This is a genomic window from Pseudomonas sp. CFBP 8758 (assembly GCF_014841725.1).
Taxonomy (GTDB): Bacteria; Pseudomonadota; Gammaproteobacteria; order Pseudomonadales; family Pseudomonadaceae; genus Aquipseudomonas; species Aquipseudomonas baltica.
The window spans coordinates 436365-456273 of the sequence record NZ_JACYUK010000001.1; the positions used below are offsets into that span (position 1 = coordinate 436365).

Annotated in this window: 27 protein-coding genes; 7 read left to right on the top strand and 20 right to left on the bottom strand. The window is 59.8% G+C overall.

Annotation, left to right across the window (positions count from 1 at the left end):
- Nucleotides 1-25: 25 nt before the first annotated feature.
- The 4 genes from IFT75_RS02100 to IFT75_RS02115 form a co-directional block, all read right to left on the bottom strand.
- A complete protein-coding gene (locus IFT75_RS02100; RefSeq protein ID WP_192053045.1) occupies nt 26-607 on the bottom strand; it encodes a TetR/AcrR family transcriptional regulator in 582 nt (193 codons plus the stop codon).
- 282 nt (nt 608-889) lie between these two features.
- A complete protein-coding gene (locus IFT75_RS02105) occupies nt 890-1342 on the bottom strand; it encodes a hypothetical protein (RefSeq protein WP_192053047.1) in 453 nt (150 codons plus the stop codon).
- A gap of 108 nt (nt 1343-1450) precedes the next feature.
- Nucleotides 1451-1783 carry a hypothetical protein gene (locus IFT75_RS02110; protein ID WP_192053049.1) on the bottom strand — a complete coding sequence of 111 codons (333 nt, stop codon included), beginning with the start codon at nt 1781-1783 and terminating at the stop codon, nt 1451-1453.
- Between the two features lie 158 nt (nt 1784-1941).
- Entirely contained in the window at nt 1942-2202 is a 261-nt protein-coding gene (locus IFT75_RS02115) for a type B 50S ribosomal protein L31 (RefSeq protein WP_192053051.1), read from the bottom strand.
- A 280-nt stretch (nt 2203-2482) separates the two neighbouring features.
- Between IFT75_RS02115 and IFT75_RS02120 the strand changes: the two genes are divergently transcribed.
- Nucleotides 2483-3331, top strand: coding sequence for an AraC family transcriptional regulator (locus IFT75_RS02120; RefSeq protein WP_244652673.1), 849 nt, complete (start codon nt 2483-2485; stop codon nt 3329-3331).
- Here the strand turns inward: IFT75_RS02120 and IFT75_RS02125 are convergent.
- Entirely contained in the window at nt 3282-3869 is a 588-nt protein-coding gene (locus tag IFT75_RS02125) for a LysE family translocator (RefSeq protein ID WP_192053055.1), read from the bottom strand. The genes IFT75_RS02120 and IFT75_RS02125 overlap by 50 nt on opposite strands.
- Before the next feature lie 88 nt (nt 3870-3957).
- Here IFT75_RS02125 and IFT75_RS21305 point away from each other — a divergent pair, with 88 nt between their 5' ends.
- Nucleotides 3958-4287 (top strand): hypothetical protein, encoded by a 330-nt coding sequence (locus tag IFT75_RS21305; RefSeq protein WP_199864019.1) that lies wholly within the window; start codon nt 3958-3960, stop codon nt 4285-4287.
- An 87-nt stretch (nt 4288-4374) separates the two neighbouring features.
- Here IFT75_RS21305 and IFT75_RS02135 read toward each other — a convergent pair whose 3' ends face one another.
- Nucleotides 4375-5283 carry a LysR family transcriptional regulator gene (locus tag IFT75_RS02135; RefSeq protein WP_192053057.1) on the bottom strand — a complete coding sequence of 303 codons (909 nt, stop codon included), beginning with the start codon at nt 5281-5283 and terminating at the stop codon, nt 4375-4377.
- Between the two features lie 88 nt (nt 5284-5371).
- On the opposite strand from IFT75_RS02135, the gene IFT75_RS02140 reads away from it, so the two are divergent.
- Nucleotides 5372-5881 carry an SRPBCC domain-containing protein gene (locus tag IFT75_RS02140; protein WP_185794403.1) on the top strand — a complete coding sequence of 170 codons (510 nt, stop codon included), beginning with the start codon at nt 5372-5374 and terminating at the stop codon, nt 5879-5881.
- Nucleotides 5882-5949: 68 nt separating this feature from the next.
- Here the strand turns inward: IFT75_RS02140 and IFT75_RS02145 are convergent, their stop codons facing one another.
- Together IFT75_RS02145 and IFT75_RS02150 are read right to left on the bottom strand one after the other, a co-directional pair.
- Nucleotides 5950-6891, bottom strand: coding sequence for a DMT family transporter (locus IFT75_RS02145; protein ID WP_122476192.1), 942 nt, complete (start codon nt 6889-6891; stop codon nt 5950-5952).
- A gap of 68 nt (nt 6892-6959) precedes the next feature.
- Nucleotides 6960-7700 carry an AraC family transcriptional regulator gene (locus IFT75_RS02150; protein ID WP_185794405.1) on the bottom strand — a complete coding sequence of 247 codons (741 nt, stop codon included), beginning with the start codon at nt 7698-7700 and terminating at the stop codon, nt 6960-6962.
- Between the two features lie 208 nt (nt 7701-7908).
- Here IFT75_RS02150 and IFT75_RS02155 point away from each other — a divergent pair, with 208 nt between their 5' ends.
- Nucleotides 7909-8358: a hypothetical protein gene (locus IFT75_RS02155; protein WP_192053059.1), complete on the top strand. Its 450-nt coding sequence runs from the start codon at nt 7909-7911 to the stop codon at nt 8356-8358.
- An 88-nt stretch (nt 8359-8446) separates the two neighbouring features.
- On the opposite strand, the gene IFT75_RS02160 is transcribed toward IFT75_RS02155, so the two are convergent.
- Nucleotides 8447-9778: an aminotransferase-like domain-containing protein gene (locus tag IFT75_RS02160; protein WP_192053425.1), complete on the bottom strand. Its 1332-nt coding sequence runs from the start codon at nt 9776-9778 to the stop codon at nt 8447-8449.
- Between the two features lie 89 nt (nt 9779-9867).
- Between IFT75_RS02160 and IFT75_RS02165 the strand changes: the two genes are divergently transcribed.
- Nucleotides 9868-10785, top strand: coding sequence for a DMT family transporter (locus IFT75_RS02165; protein ID WP_192053061.1), 918 nt, complete (start codon nt 9868-9870; stop codon nt 10783-10785).
- Here IFT75_RS02165 and IFT75_RS02170 read toward each other — a convergent pair.
- The 5 genes from IFT75_RS02170 to IFT75_RS02190 all read right to left on the bottom strand — a co-directional run bounded on the left by IFT75_RS02170 (nt 10763) and on the right by IFT75_RS02190 (nt 12988).
- Complete coding sequence (locus IFT75_RS02170; protein WP_185794409.1) at nt 10763-10987, bottom strand: YgdI/YgdR family lipoprotein; 225 nt, start codon at nt 10985-10987, stop codon at nt 10763-10765. The two genes, IFT75_RS02165 and IFT75_RS02170, sit on opposite strands and share 23 nt — an antisense overlap.
- 106 nt (nt 10988-11093) lie before the next feature.
- Nucleotides 11094-11480, bottom strand: a complete 387-nt coding sequence (locus IFT75_RS02175) for a hypothetical protein (RefSeq protein ID WP_185794410.1) — start codon at nt 11478-11480, stop codon at nt 11094-11096.
- 97 nt (nt 11481-11577) lie between these two features.
- Complete coding sequence (locus IFT75_RS02180) at nt 11578-11925, bottom strand: type II toxin-antitoxin system ChpB family toxin (protein WP_185794411.1); 348 nt, start codon at nt 11923-11925, stop codon at nt 11578-11580.
- Nucleotides 11922-12176: an AbrB/MazE/SpoVT family DNA-binding domain-containing protein gene (locus IFT75_RS02185; RefSeq protein ID WP_122476176.1), complete on the bottom strand. Its 255-nt coding sequence runs from the start codon at nt 12174-12176 to the stop codon at nt 11922-11924. Before IFT75_RS02185 ends, IFT75_RS02180 begins: the two co-directional genes overlap by 4 nt.
- Before the next feature lie 200 nt (nt 12177-12376).
- A complete protein-coding gene (locus tag IFT75_RS02190; protein WP_192053062.1) occupies nt 12377-12988 on the bottom strand; it encodes a LysE family translocator in 612 nt (203 codons plus the stop codon).
- 240 nt (nt 12989-13228) lie between these two features.
- Between IFT75_RS02190 and IFT75_RS02195 the strand changes: the two genes are divergently transcribed.
- Both IFT75_RS02195 and IFT75_RS02200 read left to right on the top strand, forming a co-directional pair.
- Nucleotides 13229-13492, top strand: a complete 264-nt coding sequence (locus tag IFT75_RS02195; RefSeq protein WP_192053064.1) for a CopG family ribbon-helix-helix protein — start codon at nt 13229-13231, stop codon at nt 13490-13492.
- Nucleotides 13455-13745, top strand: coding sequence for a type II toxin-antitoxin system RelE/ParE family toxin (locus IFT75_RS02200; protein ID WP_185794413.1), 291 nt, complete (start codon nt 13455-13457; stop codon nt 13743-13745). The genes IFT75_RS02195 and IFT75_RS02200 overlap by 38 nt, the downstream gene beginning before the upstream one ends.
- A gap of 66 nt (nt 13746-13811) precedes the next feature.
- Here IFT75_RS02200 and IFT75_RS02205 read toward each other — a convergent pair whose 3' ends face one another.
- The 6 genes from IFT75_RS02205 to IFT75_RS02230 form a co-directional block, all read right to left on the bottom strand.
- Complete coding sequence (locus IFT75_RS02205; RefSeq protein ID WP_192053066.1) at nt 13812-14594, bottom strand: DODA-type extradiol aromatic ring-opening family dioxygenase; 783 nt, start codon at nt 14592-14594, stop codon at nt 13812-13814.
- 14 nt (nt 14595-14608) lie between these two features.
- The gene (locus IFT75_RS02210; RefSeq protein ID WP_192053068.1) at nt 14609-15091 is read right to left on the bottom strand and encodes a hypothetical protein; all 483 of its coding nucleotides are present in this window, start codon (nt 15089-15091) and stop codon (nt 14609-14611) included.
- A 341-nt stretch (nt 15092-15432) separates the two neighbouring features.
- The gene (locus IFT75_RS02215; protein ID WP_192053070.1) at nt 15433-16584 is read right to left on the bottom strand and encodes an iron-containing alcohol dehydrogenase; all 1152 of its coding nucleotides are present in this window, start codon (nt 16582-16584) and stop codon (nt 15433-15435) included.
- A 48-nt stretch (nt 16585-16632) separates the two neighbouring features.
- Nucleotides 16633-17247 (bottom strand): ANTAR domain-containing response regulator, encoded by a 615-nt coding sequence (locus IFT75_RS02220; protein WP_122476163.1) that lies wholly within the window; start codon nt 17245-17247, stop codon nt 16633-16635.
- A 16-nt stretch (nt 17248-17263) separates the two neighbouring features.
- Complete coding sequence (locus IFT75_RS02225; RefSeq protein WP_192053072.1) at nt 17264-18388, bottom strand: transporter substrate-binding domain-containing protein; 1125 nt, start codon at nt 18386-18388, stop codon at nt 17264-17266.
- Nucleotides 18385-19905, bottom strand: coding sequence for an amidase (locus tag IFT75_RS02230; protein WP_192053074.1), 1521 nt, complete (start codon nt 19903-19905; stop codon nt 18385-18387). The genes IFT75_RS02225 and IFT75_RS02230 overlap by 4 nt, the downstream gene beginning before the upstream one ends.
- Nucleotides 19906-19909 lie beyond the last annotated feature (4 nt).

The following is a 19909-nucleotide window of genomic DNA, read 5'->3' on the forward strand; positions in this document are numbered from 1 at the left end:
AAATTGGGTAAATAAAAAGCGCGTACTAGTGCAGCAAGCGCTTGGTCATGATCAAAGCTTTGGAAAAGGACGCCGTGGATCTGTTCACCTTGACCAGCAGGGAGGCGCCCAACCATAGCTGGTAGAGTGATTCAGCAAAGGCTGCAGGGTCACCTTCTGGATGAATGCTGCCGTCGGCTACGCCCATGTCCACGCATGCTGTGATGCGCTGAATGATCTTCGCCGTACCGACTTCGAGCACAGCGCGCATGTCTTCAGACAAATCGCAGACCTCTGCGCCTAACTTGACCACCAGGCATTTGCCCTCGGGCAGGTCAGTGCCTTGGGTTTCAGTCCAGTAGTTGAAATAGGCCAGCAAGCGTTCGGCGCCGCTTCCAGGCTTTGCCATGAGCGCGTCCACGCGGCCCAGGTACTCGGAGAAATATTCTTCCAGCAAAGCCTGGCCGAATTCTTCCTTCGACTTGAAGTAGTAATAGAACGACCCTTTGGGCACACCCGCCGTGCTCAGCACTTCGGCCAAGCCAACGGCCGTATAGCCTTTGTTGGTCATCAGCGAACGAGCCACATCGATGATGTGCTGCCGCATGTCTTGAGCTGGTTTCTTCATGATGGGCGGCATGGTAAACACATACCGACCGGTCGTCTACAGAATTTTTCTGTGCATTGGTATGGCCGTGCTTGCGCGCAGGTAATCCGCAATGGCCTTTGTCGCGACATCAAGTGTGGGGTTTTACACCAGGCTAAAAATACCCGCTTCGCCAGTCTCCATGTCATACGCAATCAATGCTTCCTGATCTGTACCAGCACTGCAGAGGCTTTCACCTCGACTGTTCCAGATCGAAGAACCACCCGCCGCCACGAAGTCGTCGGCGGTGCCTACGTCCGATGTTCATTCAGTCAGGCGGCGATACTGCTGAACAACGAACGTCGCTACTACCATGAGGCAGGCGATCCAGGCGCAAACTACCTGCCAGTGTCCTATGGCCGTCACGTCGCCCATGAAGAAACCAGCGGAGACGAGAAAAAGCAGCAGTGACAGGCCCGCCAGCAGCACTCGCGGAATGGCCATTGCGAGGCGCCACCAGACGCCCGGCGCGAACCGTCGGGCGACCCAGCGATTGAGTGCTGTCATTCCTGCAAGGACCATGGCGAATATCGTCAGCAGCAGCGGTATCAGAATAAGCGCCATGGCAGGCTCAGCTTCACCACCATCTTCGCCTGGCGGGTAATGGGCTGCATGCCACATATCTGCGCAGAGAGCCGAAAGCGCGAAAATCACCACGATGGGAGCAATGGGGAATATCAACGTGCTCACTAGCGCATGGTTGTCGTGATTCTTCATCTCGCATTTCCTTATCGAGGATATTGGCCATCGAAGCATCTCCGATGCCTCATCACCCGATACTGTAGGGATCAATGCCGAGCAGAGGGGCCAGCAGCCTGCCGCTATTCAACCGCTGCAAAAAAGCCGCAGTTTTCCGGACACCCAAGAGATCATCATTGCAGGAATGGAAAGGAGAGCGACATAGATGACCCCCGCAGCCAGCAAGGGCGAAACGCCGGTAGACACTACGACCACCGGGAGTTGGGCAAACATGACTATCGCGCCTGCTATCAGGCTGAGGCGTAGAAACATTGCCCCCACAACGGCTGACAGCACCAGCGCCGCTGGATAGACAGTGGTCCAGTAACCCGCTGCGTCCCACGGCTCCGCATTGCCTGAGAGCCATGACACGGCGGTCCAGAAGATGATGCACACAATGCTGATCAGAATCACGCTCACGGCTCGGGATCCATACCTGAATAGTGTGCACAGTCTAACTGCATACTGTCGCGATAGAGGGCTTGGCACCACGGTGCGTGACGTGCAGCCGAGTAAACGTCTCGCCAGGACCAAAGCCAGCGGGGCGCACTGGCTTCAGCGACACTGGTTACGAGGGGTCACTTGTTGTTCGACGCGAAACCGGCAAAACGCTTGTTGAACCCGGCAATACGGCCTTCCGCCTGAGTCTTGCGGACCTGGCCGGTGTAGACAGGGTGTGAAGCACTCGAGACGTCGAGGGCGACATACGGGTACACGTTGCCATCCGTATGGGTCTGGCTTCGATCCGTTTCCACCGTCGAACCGATCAGGAAATAGACGTCCGCAGCCGTGTCGTGGAACAGAACAGTGCGGTAGTCAGGGTGGATTCCAGGTTTCATAGTCATCGCCTCATGTGAGCAGTAATATGTTATACCATAACATATCGGTGGCTGGTTTTTCCAGTACCCACTTGTTGATCTCTTTTAGGGTAGCGCCAAGGGCGTGCTTGTAACGCCGCAGCAATGAGTGCGCCGGCTTAGCATCGCTACTCCTTCATTGCCCTCACGACGGCAGTTGGCCGAGAGCGGACCCTCGGTATAAGCTCAGGATCAAGCACAATCGTACCCAACGGCAACGCTGCCCCTTTCTGCATGCGAGCCCCTCGGGATGGAAGTACCTATGTCTCACTACTGGCGTCATCCTGCGCTCGCACACCTGGAAATCCGCAACGTCGAGGACGGTCGCACGTTCAGCCACGCGCGCCACTCTCATTCGACGTTCTCCATTGGCGCGATCATGCAGGGGCAGAGCACTTGTTTGAACGGCGACAGTAGCCGCCTGATCAGTGCCGGCAGCGTGGTGCTCATGAACCCTGGTGTGGTGCATGCGTGCAACCCCATACATGAACAGCCTTGGGCGTACCGCATGTTCTACGTGGATGCCCAGTGGCTCGCGACGCTGCAACAGCCGGGTTCCGGTACGCAAAAAGACTTCGTGCCTTTTGCGCAGACCTATAGCGCCGACGTCAGTCTGTTTGACGAGCTGGACGATCTGTACCGCACGCTCACGGCCAGCGACTGCCCGCCAAATATCATGCAGGGTGCAACGCTGGGGTTCTTCCAGCGATTGGTCAAGCGGTTGCAGCCGGTCAGCAATGACGCCAAAAGTGAACCGCACAAGATGGCCCAGGCAGCGGAATTCATCCGTGAGCATTGCGCTGATGCACTGCGGCTGGAGGATATAGCGTCGGCCGTACAGCTTTCACCTTCCTATCTGATCCGCGCGTTTAAAGCGTGCCATGGGCTTACGCCTCATGGGTACTTGATTGATTGCCGCCTCAAGTTGGCCCGCGATGGCCTGCGCCAGGGGGAGGACATCGCCCAGGTCGCGGCGCGCGTTGGTTTTGCGGATCAAGCGCACTTGCAGCGGCTGTTCAAGCGCGCCTTGGCGACGACGCCAGGGCACTATCGCGGTGTGCCTACTCAAGCAATAGATACACCGCGCAGCCCCCGAGCAGCGCGGCCATGACGCGATTGAACCCGCGCAGTCTGGCAGTGTTGTTCAGGTAGTCGCGCAACGAGGCACCGGCCCAGGCCCAACTGGCCAGTGATAGCCAGCACACCACCAGATAGATCAGTGCGAACATCCACACCATTCGCACATTGCCGTCGGCGACGAAAGCGCCCATGCCCGCAAGGCACGCGAGCCACGCTTTCGGATTGAGCCATTGCATCAGCGCGCCGGTGAAGGCGGAGGGTCGGGTCTGCACGTGCGCCGTGTTCACTCGTCCGTCACTGCTTGCCAGCCTGTAGGCCAGGTACAGCAGGAATATCACGCCGGCCATGCGAATCAGCTGGGTCAACCACGGCCAGCGGTTCAGCACTTCATGCAGTCCCAGACCCATTAGCACGAGCAGTAGGATGAACCCCAGAGTCGCCCCCGTGACGTGGGGCAGGGCGGCCCGCAGTCCGTGGTGTGCACCGCAACTCAAAGAGACCAGGTTGACCGGGCCGGGGCTTATGGAAGAGGCCAACGCAAACACGGCCATGGAAACGACGATACTCATCAGGCACCTTCAATACGGGTGAGGGAGCACTGACGGTAGAGATCATGGGAGGGGCTGTATTGAAGGAAATTGCTCCCGGACACTGTCGTTGCCGGTGTTGGTTTCCTGCAACGTCCAAGACAGTTGGCGCGATTCTGCAGATCGCGCCATAAATCGCGCCAGAAATTGGCGCGATTCTCGAAATCGCGCCACAATTGCGCCACTGGCAGAAAACCTGCTGCCCAACCCTGCCGATGAAGGGCGGATTCGTCAGCATGCGGTAGATATCAGCAAAAGCGTGTACCGGCCGCTGTCTGCGCCCGGGCTCATTGAGCCGTTACTGGACGAAGTGCTGAGCAAGGCCAATCGGATTACCGATCCGTTGCTTAAGTCAGCTTTATCAGAGTGCCGAGCATCGGGAGTGCGTCCGTCTCAATGAAGACAGCAGATTGCTGCATACAGGACGTTTGTTTCTGGCCGAATCGATGGGTGCTTACTCAGTGAATCCGTTCTTTTCATGCCCTCGTCAGTCAAGCGATTCAATTGTTTCGAGCAGAAGCGAACGTATCCACTCATGGCCTGCATCGCGGTGCGTCCTTTCATGCCAGACCAGCGTCTTGCTGAAGCCGGGAATCTCGACCGGGGGTTTCATTAGACACAGGCCATTTTGATGCAGCACCAAGCGCCGGGGGACCACGGCAATCAGGTCGCTCTGCATCAGCAGTTCCGGGAGAATCAAGAAGCTGGTCACCGATGAGATGACTCGACGTGTCCGGCCAATGCGTTCGAGGGCAATGTCTGTCACGCCTCGAAATCCTCCACCGGAGGGCGAAACCAATACGTGATTCACGGCGCAAAAACGATCCAGTGAGATCGTGCCGTTCAGCGCATCAGGGTGGTCAGTTCTCATGACGCAGACGTATTGCTCATCGAACAACGGGGCAGCATGTAGCCCTGCGGGTGTTGTGTCGTGTGTGACCAGCGCCACGTCGATATCACCCTGGTCCATCTGGGAGGCAAGCTGCTGATCATCAGCGGGTTGAACCGCAACCCGGATGTTCGGAGCCCGTTCCCTCAGCGCACGCAAGAACGGCACGACGACTGCGCGCAACGCATAGTCAGTCGACGCCAGACGAAGGGTCAGGTTGGCATTGAGCGGATCGAACCCCTGGGGTTGTAGCAAGGCTTCGACATCAGCCAGCAGTTGCTTGACCGGTGCCGCCAATTGCTCGGCTCGCAACGTCGGTACGATGCCACGCTGGGCGCGCACGAAAAGCGGATCGTCGAAGCTTTCCCGCAGTCGGTTGAGCATGCCACTGACGGCGGGTTGGGTCAGTGCCAGCCTTTCGGCTGCACGGGTGACGCTGCGCTCATCTAGCAGCGCATCGAGGGCCTTGAGCAGGTTCAGGTCCAGGTTTCTGATATCAGTATTCATGATGTGCTGGATAAAAAATCGCGATTGGCGTTATTCCAAGCTTACACCGATCATGGCGCTATTCCATCCATCACCTACCGAGTCGTCCATGAACGAAATCATTTGGCCCGAGGGCTTTTTGCCCGGTTTCACTGAAAACTTCGTTTCCAACGAAGTGATCGTTGCGGGTTTGAGCCCTGCACAAGTGTGGCCGCTATTGAGTCAGGCCCAGCGGTGGCCTTCGTACTACGCGAACTCTGCAAACGTGCGCTTTCACGATCCCGTTGGGCCGGATCTGGCCAAGGGCGTGCGCTTCTATTTCGAGACTTTCGGGTTTCCCGTCGAGGCGCTGTGCACCGAGCATGTGCCGCCCACCTCGACCGAACCTGGCCGGATTGCCTGGCATGGCTGGGCGGGTGAAGGCGAGACACGTCTGGATGTTCATCATGCCTGGCTGATCGAGGATCTGCCCCATGGACGGGTGCGCATCCTTACCCAGGAGACCCAGAAGGGCAAACCTGCGCAGGATCTAGCCAAAGCCAAACCAAATCCGATGATCAATGGCCATCAGGACTGGCTGGATGGCTTGGTCAACGCTGCGAAGTCCATCGGTCAGTGATTGAATTCGCTTGGCCGTCAGTTCGGCAGATCAGCACATCCGTTGCCCATGTTCACGAGCGGGTTTGATCAGCTTGCAAGTGTAGGAGGAGCACGATGACAATTCAGACACCAGACAACCCCGGCGACCAGCAACGCAATGGCCGCTATCTCGTACGTATCGGGTAACCGATGCTCCCATAGAAATCCAAAAGCCAACGCTGCCAGCGTCTCGATCACCAGCACTTGCCCGCTAAGTGCCAACGGCAGAAGCCGACTTGCCTGATTCCAGCACGCGCCCCCAATAACCGAAGAAAGAAGGGCTACACCACAGGCCACCAGAAAAAAATGCAGCCATTCTGAACTGCCATGGGCATCTGCCTGAAAAACCAGCACAGGCACCGCCAGGAGCAACGACTGAGCGCCCGTCATGATGCCGGTCAGCAGTGCCCAGTCATTGGAGGAAATGCTGGTGAGCTGAATCAGCCGCCGAGCATTGCGGACGGCGAACCAAGTCCACGCAACCAACGCACCTGTGGCGCAGAGAATACCCGCAATGGCTGTCGATGTTTCAGGCGTGTCGCCATTGATCAGTGCATGCCAACTGATAAGTACAACGCCGGCCATTGCGCAGCACAGCGAGGGGGCGAGTCTGCGCAGGGAGACGGCATTGGTGTCGTGCCTACCTGCCAAGGTCAGCAACACGGGGATGAGCCCGACAATCAGTGACGTCGTCGCAATTCCCACCAGTTGCACCCCGGTACCTACCAGCGCGTAGTAAACGAGATTCCCGATCAGGCTGAGCCAGAAGAGTGACTTCCAATCGGCTCGAGTAAGGTTTGCGCACAACTGCCGCCACCGGGACATAAGCAGAACAGCTGAAATCGCACCGTAAAAAAGAAATCGAAGCACTGCGAATTGCAGGCCGCTCAAGCCTTGCGTGAGCTGTGGCCCAAGAAAAATCACTCCCCAGCACAGTCCCGCGCAAACACCATAAACAATACCCTTCAACAGCGACTGATCAGTAAACATTCCACCCGTGCTCCGTAGCTTGAACGGGGAAAGTCTGAAGCGCCGAACCAGGAGAGTATTGTCGGTAACTACGGGATTTTTATCCCAGAATGCTTTTGCGCTTTGCGATAGACCGCCGGAGTGACGGCGCTTACACGTTGCATGGTTCGAGTCAGCGATGCCTGATCGGAAAACCCTGTACGCAAGGCAATCTCGGCGATCGGCAAGGAAGTGCCACGCAGCCATCTCTGAGCTTCCTGGATGCGTAACCCCGTCAACCAGGCCTGAGGACTCATTCCAAACATTTGCCGAAATCGCTGGTGCATTTGACTCATGCTCATGTTTGCAGCCTGGGCCATGACCTCGTTGCTCCAGTTTGCCCCCGGGTTAGCCCGCAAGCGAGCGACCAGTTGCTCGATGGCGGATGGGGAACTGTAGGTGTCAGGGCCGAGAGATGAGAGAAGCAGCGAGCTCAACTGTGGAGCGTCCAAGGCTAGTCGCTTGTTGCCGATGAGCTCGGCGAACTCGATGAGCCGTCGTGTCGCAGGGGAGATAGGTACGTACGTCTTTCGAGCCAGATGCTCCATCTGAAGTGTCTCCAGCAGAGCCGGCGCGCAGTCCAGCACCAGAAAACAGCTGTCTGCGCGGCTGAGCTGAGAGTGCACCGAGCCTGGCCTCACCACGGCGGCCAATGACTGATCGATGCTCCCGCCGCGACCGTCTACATCGATTTCCATCTGGCCACGAACCGGCAGGACCAATTGAGCATGATCGTGGGAGTGATGAGGGTTTTCACACTCATAGCTGCGGATTTCGAGATTCAGGAGCATGAGTGCATCACTCGGGCGGAGTCCAGGGACGAGGGATTTTAGCACCCGAGCCGGGCGATAGATCGCGCGAGAAGGGGGCGTTGACACCACTGCCGCATCATATTCCGATGGCGGGTACCGGTGTTAGTATTGAGGTCGTGGGAGCCACAGCCTGATCGGGAAATGGTAGATCGGTGTTCTGCCCAGTTTTGCTAATGCGGGGCTTCATATGATCCTTGTTCTTATTATTGGGATGCTTGCTTTTTGCTCCGGCTATTTGGTTTCCCTCGAAGATAGATTACAGAGGGACCGTACATTTCATCCTTTCGATGTATTCAACAATTTTCGGGCGTCGCCAAGGTGCCGAAAAAAAATGGCTTATGTGGGCATGTTGATTTTTGTCTTGGCAGGCGTGGTTTACCTTCTTGAGCCAGAGGTCATCTACTCATCCAGAGACAAGATCAAAGCATTGGGCGCGGTCATGCTTCTCTGGTCGTTCATGTTTTATGGCTACTGCCGCGAACTGGAGTTCAAGAAGTCAGGAAGCTCGCCTGCGTCGCTGCAGTGCATGGACTGTGTTGAAGGAACAGAGTGGTATTCTTTGGCCCTTAAAGGGTTTTTGGCAACTTTCAAGATCCTGGCTGTTTTTGCTTTTATGTACGCAATCAAACGTGTTTGATGGCCACATGTCCAAACTCACCTCATATCGCATTCGGCGGTCGAGTAGACGACGTGGTGTCTCGTTTTCTTACCTGGGTGAACTGGGATCAGATATACGCCCCCACCACCCGCTTTACGGTGCCCAGCGCCTCACCCAGGGCGTCCATGCTCACCGACCCAAGCGCCAGCCGTAGTGCATGAGGGACATGAACCGAGATCGAAAACGGCTCGGCCGTCGAGACCGACACATGCTCGCGCATCAGTTCCAGAGCGATTTGATCCGCCCTTGCATCCTCCGCCAACGGCAGCCATAGAAAGTACGAAGAGGGATGACGCACCACCGGCAACCCTGACAACAACGTGTCAGCCAACGCCTGCCGGGCCTGCGCGTCCGCGCTCTTTTGCGTCTCCAGCGCGTCGACCGTGCCATCGTCGAGCCAGGCGCAGGTGATGGCGGTCATGACGCCGGGTGTGTTCCAGGTTGTGGCCTTGACCGTGCGCTTCAACGCGTCCACTCGATGCACAGGGGCTGCGACGAAGCCGACGCGCAAGCCGGTGGCGATGTTCTTGGAAAACCCTGACACGTAAAACGTTCTTTCAGGCGCCAACTCAATAATCGGTAGCGGCGGATCTTGCGCCAGAAACGCGTAGGCTGCGTCTTCAATGATCGTCAGGTCATGCTCGCGAGCGATCGCCACCAAGCGCTCGCGCTGATCGGCGGGCAGCACCCAACCCAACGGATTGTGCAGCGTAGGCATCGTGTAGACGGCGCGCACCGAACGACGGCGGCAGAGCGAGGCGAGGGCATCGAGATCCGGCCCTTGTGCGGTGGCGGGAATGGGCACCACTTCAAGGTGCAATGTCTTGGCCAGCAACTTGAAGCCAGGATAGGTCAACGCATCTGCCGCGATCACGTCCCCAGGTTTCAGCAATGCCATCAGGCTTATCGCCAAACCATGTTGGGCGCCGCTGACGATCAGAATCTGCTCGGGATCCACCGTGACGCCACGGTGGATCAGATGACGGGCGATTGAAGCCCGTTCATGCAGGCGACCCGCATGTGGCTGATAGCGTAAATGCGCTTCCAAGTCGCCGGACAAGGCCAGTTGGCGTAAGGCACTGCGCAACAGGTCGGCCTGACCTGGCATGGCCGGATAGTTGAAGTTGAGGTCGATCACACCCGCAGCAACGTCCGGCTGATCGATACCTTGGCCGGGCGGCAGTGAGGTTTCCCGCACGAACGTCCCGCGCCCGGTCTCGCCGCTGACCAGTCCCATGGCTTCTAACTCCGCATACACCCGGCTGGCGGTGACCAAGGCCAATCCATGGGTAGCCGCAAGTTGGCGGTGTGTCGGCAAGCGCGCGCCGGGAGGCAGACGCCCGGCGCGGATGTCGGCTGCAAAGGTATCTACCAGTGACTTGTACCGGGAGCGAGCCATCTTGAAGTGTATCCATGACAATTTTTTGATTGTCACGATAGTCGGTCATACGATGCGCTACATGCAACCCGACATGGAGTGGACACTCAATGGAACGCGCCTCTGACGTGCACAGCCAGGCCACAGTGAAACCTGCGAGCGGGGTGGTCAATGGCCTCATCGGTGTCGTGATCTTCAGCGGTTCACTGCCCGCCACTCGCATCGCTGTGCTGGAATTCGACCCGGTATTTCTGACCGTCGCACGGGCAGCCATCGCCGGCGTGCTCGCGCTGTGCCTGCTCTTGCTGTTCAAGGAACGGCGACCGGCACGTCAGCAGTTATTGCCTTTGATCATCGTAGCAATGGGCGTTGTGATCGGTTTTCCGCTGCTGACTGCACTGGCGTTGCAGCACGTGACGTCGGCCCATTCCATTGTGTTCGTTGGCCTGTTGCCACTGGCGACTGCTGCCTTCGGCGTGGTGCGGGGTGGCGAGCGCCCTGGGGCGGTGTTCTGGGTTTTCTCGGTGCTGGGCAGTCTGATAGTCGTCGGGTTTGCCGTCACCCAAGGGCTGACCGCCTCACCGACCGGCGACATTCTGATGCTCTTGGCCATTCTTGCCTGCGGCTTCGGCTACGCCGAAGGGGCAAAAATTTCCAAAACGTTGGGTGGTTGGCAGGTGATCTGCTGGGCGCTGGTGTTGGCGCTGCCGGTCGTGATGCCACTGACAGCATGGTTGGCGCCCGCTTCGTTTTCCGGGATCAGCACGCCGGCGTGGTTGAGCTTGGCTTACGTGTCGCTGTTCAGCATGCTGATCGGCTTCGTGTTCTGGTACCGCGGCCTGGTGCAGGGCGGCACCGCTGCTGTCGGCCAGCTACAACTGCTTCAACCATTTTTTGGTTTGGCACTGGCCGCGGTACTGCTGCACGAACAGGTCAGCCTTGGCATGTTCGGCGTCACCGTGGCGGTGATCCTCTGTGTCGCCGGGGCGCGGCGTTACGGCAGGATCAATCCTCTTCCTTCACGGTAGCCACTTCGTCTGCCTTGACCCTTACCTGCTTGCCCGAAACATCTTCGAACTCATAGAAGCCGTCTTTCGTTTTGGCGTCAGGTACATCCTTGGTGATGTACTGCGTCCCGTCCTGCAACGTAACGACCGTGTTGGTGGAGCAACCAGCCAACGTAGCCGCGCACAGGAAAGCAGTGCAATAGTAAAAAGCTTTCAGTTTCATGAGGTGACCTTCTTCGATCGATTCGCTGGGTTGCGGATGCTCTTCTTAGGTGAGCTGCGGTGTTGTGAGTCGAGCGTTTTATCCGCGTTGTGAGCATACCATCGACCTATTCACTCCGACTCTTCTGCTTGCACAACTGCATGGCGAGGCTGTCGAACTCTCGGTCGAAACTGGCTTTTTCCGCTGCGCTCAAGAAGCCCTGCTGATGTACGAATTGGTCGGTTTGATGACGGACGACTTCGACACGTTCGATCATACGGTCGGCTTGAGCTTGGCTGATCTTGCGGGCTTTTCGCGTGGTGCCGATGTCCGCGCTGAGAATGTTGGCTCGTACCGAGATGTGGGCCTGTCGAGGGTCGGTGATCTTGCCACCTATTTCGCCCACCAGCTCGCGCTGGGCTTTGATGTCGCAACTAGGTAGATCAAGACTCTGTTGAGCGGCCGATGCGTTCAGGCTCAAAGCCAATAGCGAAGCCAGGATGCTGTATTTCATGGGTCTTTCCAGTGTGGGCCGGTGGGTGTCGCTGCCGATAGTGCAGCGTATTTTCCAATGGATTCTTCCGCGAGGGCCGGCGCTGGTATTGTTTTCCTTACTCGATCAACACCTGAATGCGGGCCAGTACGTCGTCCATCACCACCTCGGGGACCGTCTCTACGCGTTTGCCTCCACGAGCCTCAAGGTCAACGGTGCGCAGTTGATTGCACAACACCACGCCTTGCGTCTCCGTGCCGGAACCGCTTAGTGGCACGGCAAAACCGGCATGGCGGGCAAAATCCCCGCCTTGGGTGATGGGTGCGATCAGCACCAAGCCCGATACGTTGAAGGCCGCAGGCGAAATGATCAGCGCTGGACGAAAATCGCCTTGCTGCTCACGGCCGGCGGTGGGGTTCAGGTTCAGGCGCACAATGTCGCCACGGTTGAATTTGGCCCGTCTCACGCTTCACGCCCAACGGCTGACATGGCATCCCACGCTGCCATGTCGGCAGGTTCCGGCGCGCTCAAGTCACACTGCGCCATCAGCTCGGCCAGCGAGTAACGCGGCTTGGCCTTCGCAGGCTTGAGGGTCATAACCTCGGCGGACACATCGAGTTTCAGCACATCGCCACTGACCAGATTCATCATCTTGAGCACAGTTGCTGGCAGGCGAATCGCCGCGCTATTGCCCCACTGCTGCACTTTGACTTCCATAGCAACCTCCTGAAAAGTGTACACATTGTAGATACATGGCGAGCCAGTTACAAGCGTTTTGTATAAACATAGTATCTACAATGCTAGCTCAAAAGCGCGTTGTAAAACCGTCGCCTACATTGCATATCCCAAGACTGGGCCATCAGGGAATAGCCCAATACATCGCCTGAACGCTAATACGCGGATGACTTTCCAACACCTCACACCGGCGCCGGGCTCTGCAGCAACGGATACAACGACAGCACCAGCAACCCCGCCATGCCCCAGTTGAACAAGCGCAACCAGCGCGGCACGCGCAGCACGTTGCGCAACACACTGCCGAAACCTGCCCAGACGCACACGCTCGGCAGGTTGACCAGTGCAAACACTGCAGCGATGACCATCACGTTATAGACGTAACCCTGCGCCGGCACATAGGTGGTGATGGCGCCAACCGCCATTACCCAGGCTTTAGGGTTGACCCATTGAAAGGCGGCGGCGCCGAGGAAGGTCATGGGTGTGCTGTTCTGTTCTCCCGCCTCGCTCATGCTCCCAGAGGTGGCGATGCACCATGCCAGGTAAAGCAGGTAGGCCGCGCCTATCCAGCGCAGGGCGGTGTAGGTCCAGGGCACGGCAGTGAATATTTCACCCAGGCCCAATCCTACCGCCAGCACCAATAGCATGAACCCCAGGCTGATGCCCAAGGCATGGGGAATGGTGCGCAGGAAACCGAAGTTCACCCCCGAGGCCAGCAGCATGGTGTTGTTCGGGCCTGGGGTGATGGACGACACCAGAGCGAAGAGGGCGAAGGCAGGCAGGAGGTCGATGAGCATGTCCGTATGGTCTCTGGGTTGTTGTAGCAGTGAAACTACCTGACGAATTGGCAAGTAATACCGTACAGCCAGTGGTGATTTAACCAGTACACACCAGGCTTTTCAGCAGCCCGATATTCGAAAGCAGCAGCTGACTTCCGGATCAGTCACGACAGGGATTGCTCAAGCAGCTTCCAATCGGTAGTGTGTACGTTGCGCGTAAACGTATACATCGTAAACAAACGTCCCAGGAGTACTGCCATGGGTTCGCCCGTTCTTTCTTTCCGTGTGGAAGCCGAGCTGATCAATCAGCTTGATCAGCTCGCCGAAGCCACCGATCGAGATCGTCAATACCATTTGAAACGTGCTTTGGCTCGCTATGTGGAATCCGAGTCGTGGCATTTCCGTGCTGTAGCCGAAGGCATCGCAGATGCAGAGGCAGGCAATCTGGTCGATTTGGATGCCGTAAAGGCTAAGTGGGTGGCGCGTGCCGAAAGTCGCATTAACCAGCAAGGCGGCGAGTGATCTCGACGGTATTCATGAGCACTACGAAGCGCTCAGAGGACCTGAAAAAGCAGAAGAAACCATTTTTCAGATGTTGGATGGTTTGAGCCAGCTGGAGGCGTTTCCTCAACTGGGCAAGGCGTCGGGCATCCCCGATTGCCGTGAGTTGATCTTTGCGAAGTATCCCTACCGTGCGATCTACACCCTGAAAGGCAATGCCATTCTGGTGTATCGAATCTTGCACCAACACGCAGAGCGCAGTGAGGATTGGTAGCGGAACGTTCCACTTCGGCAGGGCTGGCCATTCCAGTGGCCGCCCGTGTAGCTCACGCTTGCTGCTTTACGTGAACAAATAACTGTCCATCGCCAACACCCCATACTCCACGCCGCCCTCGATCACCCGCGTTTCATACTGCTCACCCGCCGCGCCGAGTGCGATGAACAACGGCATGAAGTGCTCGTCCGTGGGGTGCGCGCGTTCTGCCGAGGGGGCGTATTGCCGGTAGTCCAGCAGCGCGTGCAGATCACCCGAGGCCAGGCTCTTCGCCGTCCAGGCGGCGAAATCCTTGACGTATTGCGCGCCGTGGGGCGTGGCGCCACGGAATTCGTAGAGGTTGTGCGTCAGGCTGCCGGACGCCACGATCAGTACGTTCATGTCGCGCAGTGGTTTGAGCGCCTGGCCGAGCTTCCAGGCCTGATGAGTATCGAGCGCAGCGGGCATGGAAACCTGGATGACCGGTATGTCCGCGTCCGGCGCCAGATACAGCAGCGGTACCCAGGCCCCGTGGTCCAGGCCCCGCTCGGCATCCAGGCGGGATTGCCAGCCGCCGGCCTGCAGCATGTCGACGATCCGCGCGGCCAGGGCCGGTGCGCCCGGTGCTGGGTATTGAATCCGATACAGGGCGTCGGGGAAGCCGCCGAAATCGTGAATCGTCGGCGGGGCTGCATTGGCGGTCACGCGGATGTCACTGCGGGTCATCCAATGCGGGGAAAGAATGACGATGGCTTCGGGCCGCGTCAGCTCACGACCCAGCTCGGCCAGGTGCTTGCCAGCCAGGCCGGGCTCGACCGCGAACATGGGGGAACCATGTGACACGAACAGTACGGGCGATCGAATAGTCATCAGCGGACTCCACATCAAGACGTTGCGGTTTGAGGACTCCAGCTTTCGCCAAGCCGGCATTTGACCCAATACTCGAAGCTGGCGCACAGCCAGATGCCATATGCCAGCAACTCCACACCTTCTTCGGCCGTGGTTTTCGCCAGGCGCTGGTAGCCGTCACCCATGACCTGGTGCCAGAACGCACCCATGCCGAAGATCCTGGAAAAGATCAGCACCGCGAAGCCCGTGGCCAGCGCGGCGAACGTTGGCGTGCGCAGGAAAGCGCCCAGGGACTGCAGGGTTTGCAGTCTGTGCCTGGCACTTGCCGCCTTGCCTATGGCGACTGCAGCGATAGCCAGGAAAGGCCACAGCCACGCACTGTGGCTGATGGGGTCGAACAGACCGTCCAGCTCTCGGGTCAGCAGGCAGGCGAAAAATCCTGCGGCGAGGTATTCGAAGCCGCCTTTGCGGGCCGGTCCCGGTGCGCTCCAGAACAACAGGGCGCACAGCGCGAGCATGAGCTCCTGGGTGATCTAGGTAAACGATATTTCAAGGATATCGGTATGAAAGATTGCGATGTCCAACCACACCATGGCAAACGACAAGCCAGCAATCGAACATTTGGCCAAAGCGAACAGAAGCGAGTATTTCAAATCAGGGCGGGCGTACACGTGAAGCTCCAAAGCGAGACAGTTGCTATAAGTCGCGCATATAAACGTCTGGCACAGCGAAAAGAAAGCGGACTTTCACGATAGTAAACATTGATGGAGTTGATGCGATGGGTTGCTCGCAGGCAGACAGCCCCTTGGTATGGGGCTGTCTGCCGTGCAGCACGGGAGGCGCGGTGTTCGGCCGCGACCTAGAACGCCGCGGTATAGATCGCCAGTGCATCGGCCTCGCTGACTTCGCGCGGGTTGTTGACCAGCAGGCGCTGTTGCAGCATTGCGCTGCGAGCCAGTTCCGGCAGGCTCTCGCGGGTCACTCCGGCATCACCCAGGCGCAGCGGCAGGCCGGTGGCCATATGAAGCCTGAGCAGTTCGTCGATGAACTGCTGCGCCGCATCGCCCGGTTGCAGGCGATCGCCCAGCACCAAGGGCGCCAGCTGGGCGTACAGGTCTTGGGCGGCCGGCAGGTTGAAGCGCAGCACTTGCTGCAGTACCAGCGCATTGGACAGGCCGTGGGGCAGGTGGAAGCTGACGCCCAGTGGGTAGGCCAGGGCGTGCACGGCCGCGACGGGTGCGTTGGCGAAGGCCTGGCCGGCCAGGCAGGCACCCAGCAACATCGCCTGGCGGGCTTCCAGGTCCTGCGGTTTATTGACCGCGCGTTCCAGGTTCGCCGCCAACAGGCGCAAGGCTTCGCGCGCCAGCAGGTCGGAGAGCGGGTTCTTGCGGTGCTTGCTGGTGTAGGCCTCGATGGCATGCACCATGGCGTCGATGCCGGTGGCAGCGGTGACCGGGGCGGGCAGGCCGATGGTCAATTGCGCGTCGAGAATTGCCAGGTCCGGCAACAGCTGGTTCGCCACCACGCCGGACTTGCCGGTGGCCGTGGTGACGATGGAGATGGGCGTGACTTCCGAACCCGTGCCCGCGGTGGTGGGTACCTGAATCAATGGCAAACGCGGGCCGGTGGCCTGGTTCACGCCGTAGATGTCGCTCAGGCTCTGCCGCTGCCCAGGGTGTGCCAGGTAGGCGACCAGTTTGGCGGTGTCCATGGAGCTGCCGCCGCCGAAGCCGACGATCAGGTCGGCGTTCATGCCCCGGGCCTGCTCGGTGGCTGCCAGCACCAACGCTTCCGCCGGGTCGGCGAGCACGTCGCTGTACACCGCCAGTTCGATGCCCGCAGTGGCGAAGCCCGGCAGCACGCTGTCGAGCAGGCCGTGCTTGAGGATACCGGCGTCGGTGACCAGCAATACTCGGCGGGCGCCACGATTGGCGCACTGTTCGGCCAGGGCGGCGGCGCTGCCGGTGGCGCAGATGAGGTGGGCAGTGCTGCTGAAGGTGAATCCTTGCATGGGGTGACCTCGTATTCTTGTGGTTGGGGGCGCTGTTTCAGCGCAGGGCTAGGGCAGCGGCTGTTCGGGTTCGGCAGGTTGATCGGCATCGATGATCTGCTGGGCGATGGCCTCCATGCTGGTGCGGCGGGTCATGGCTTCGCGTTGCAGGCGCCGATGGGCATCGTTCTCGCCCAGGCGATGGCGCGCCATCAACAGCGCCTTGGCCATGGAGATTTTCGACACGGCCGGTTGCCGGCTTTGCAGCTTGCGCAACTCGGCGAGCATGTCGATGCGCGCCCGCCAGGCGGCCCGCGCCATCAGCAACTGGGTCAGCAGGCCGAAGGGCCGCAGGGGCCGCTCGATGACCGCCGCCGGTTGCGTCTCCAGCACCAGTTGCAGCATCGACGGGTTCTCGTAACCGACCACGGCGATGATTGGCGGCGCCTGCTCGCTCAGGCCTTCCACCAAAGTTTGCGTGTTCAACCGCTGGCTCAGTTCCACGGCCAGCAGCACCACGTCGACCGCTTCGGGCAGTGTGGTGGGCACCGGCCAGCGTTGTTCGACGATGCAGCCGATGCGCTGCAGTTGGTCGAGCACGATGCGTGCCTCACCGTCCTGTGGGTGAATCACCAGTACGCGCAGGCCCTTGAGTTCGCGCAGCAGGGACGGCGCGCTGGTCATCTCGGCCTCCGGCAGGTCATGGCTGCACGTCCATCTGGTAGTCGACCATATAGGGGCTCGGCTGCACGGCTTCGGCGCTCTCCAGCACCAGCTGGAATCGCCGTCGCTGGTCGAGCCGGGCGATGCGCGGCCACAGCCAGGTGTGCTGGGTCTGGGCGTCGATCTGCACGGTGCCTTGAGGCGCCTCGAAGCGTGCCCCGGCCAGTGCTTCGCGCAGGGCCTGCACTGAGTCGTCGCACGCGCGGCGCGCGGCTTGCGCGAACAGGTGAACCTGAAAGTAGGCCGCTTCGGCACCCGAGGTAATCGCGGCGTGTTCGCCGAAGCGCGCACGGTAGCCTGCCACGAAGGCCTGGCTGGCCGGCGTCTGCAAGGTCGAGAACCAGGGCGCGGCGGAGATGTGGCCTTCGGCTTCCTCGTCGCTCATGGCTTGCACGTCGACCTCGTTGGTGGCCAGGCTGACGATGGGCACGACCGCAGGATCGAACCCCGCCTGGCGATAGGCGCGGTGCAGCGACGGAATGTCGCTGCCGACGATGGTCGAGTAGATGGCGTCGGGAGCGGTTTCGCGCACCCGCTGCATGACCCGGTCGAAATCTTCGGCGGTGGCGTGGAAAGGCAGGTAGATCTCGTCGACGACCTCGCCGCCGGCCTGTTCGAACAGCTCGCGCATGATGCGGTTCGATTCGTAGGGGTAGACATACGAGCCCCCGACGAACAGCACCCGCCCGCCATGGGTTTCCAGCACGTAGCGGGCCAGCTGCAGCGAGTTCTGGTTGGGTGCCGAGCCGGTATAGAAGCAGTACGGCGAGTATTCGAAACCTTCGTACAGGGTTGGGTAGAACAGCAATCGACGACGGCTTTCGACCACCGGCAGAACGACCTTGCGCGTGCTCGACATGTGCGTGCCGAACAGCACCTGCACCTGATGCTGGTCGCACAGCTGCAGCGCACTGTCGCGGTAGTCGTTCGGATCGGCGCCGGGGTCGCCGTCGATGGCCAGCAGGCGCCGGCCGTCGAGGCCGCCGCTGTCATTGATTTCGGCGATGGCCAAGTGCGTGGCGTTGGCCTGGGCGGTTTCCGACGCCGCCGTCAGGCTGGCCCGGGAAAACAGCAGGCCTACCTTGTAGTCTTCGCCGCTCATGAGGTCAGGCTTTCCCAATCGATATGCTGTTCGAAGTGATGCGCAGCCTGGTAAAGGGTCGCCTCATGGTAATCGCGGGCGATCAGCATCAAACCCACCGGCAACCCTTGCGCCAGCCCGCAGGGAATCGACATGGCCGGATGGCCGGTCACATCGAACGGTGCGGTGTTGGCGTTCATTTCCAGGGCACGGGTAACCCAGGTTGCGGGCGTGGCATCGGCTGCGGGAAGCTTGGGCGCCTTGAGCGGCACGGTCGGCATCAGCAGCAGATCGTAGCGGGCCAACTGCTCGTCGTAGGCGGCGCGCAGCTGGCGTGCGGCGTTCTGCGCCTTGGCATAGTACTGGCCGGCGAATCGCTGATGGGCATAGTGGCCTGCCAGCAGGCAGGTTTTCAGATCGTGAGGGAAGGCGTCGGCCTGCTGTTGCCAGTCTTGTTGCGCGCGCATCAGGCTCTCCACGTACAAGCCCTTCCAATTGGAACCGTAATTGTAGCCGCGCAGCAGCTGCGTGGTGCCCTCCACGGCAATCGGTGTCCAGATGGCATGGCCCACTGCATGCAGGGGGATGGAAACCTCTTCCACCAGGGCGCCCCATTCGGCGAACAGACCGGCGGCGCGGCGCACGGCGGCGTCGACATCGGCTTCGGAATTGGCGTGGCCGAAGCCCTCGCTGACTACGCCGATGCGCAGGCCCGCAACACCTGCTCCCAAGGCCTGGGTATAGGCCTGTACTGGCATCTGCCGATCCTGGCGCGGATCCAGGCCGTCGGCGCCGGCCAGCACCTCGAGCATCAGTGCGTTGTCGGCCACCGTGGCGCTCATGACGCCAGCGTGGTCCAGGGTCATTTCGATGGGCATGATGCCGGTGTAGGGCACCAATCCGTGGGTCGGCTTCATGCCGTAGATGCCCGAGTAGGCTGCTGGAATGCGCACCGAGCCGCCTTGATCGGTGCCGATGGCCAGGTCCACTTCACCGGCGACGATCAGCGCGGCGCACCCCGACGACGACCCCCCGGTCGAATGCCCTGGGTTGCGCGGGTTGTGCACTGCGCCGGTGGCGTTGGTGTGGCTGCTGCCCGAGACGCAGAAAAACTCGCAATGGGCCTTGCCCAGAATGCTGCCGCCGGCGTCCAGCACGCGCGTGGCCACGGTGGCGTCGACATCGGGCACGTAACCCTGCAGGGTCGACGAACCATTCATCATGGGCACACCGGCCAGGCAGATGTTGTCCTTGAGGGCAATGCGCTTGCCGCTCAGGGTGCCTTCGGCAGCGCCGTGCAGGTCGGTACGCACGTACCAGGCGTTGTAGGGGTTCTGCGCCGGCGCGGGAATCTGCCCGGCATTCCTGGGATACCGCTGCGGCAGGCTGACCGGTTGCAGCTGATCCAGACGGTCATAGTCCTGCCAGACCGCTTCGAGAATGTCGGCATACTGCGCCAGTAACGGCGCTGGCAGATGCAGGCCCAGTTGGTTGCCGGTTTCGGCAAGCTCGACCTGGGTTGGACGTTGAATGGACATGACG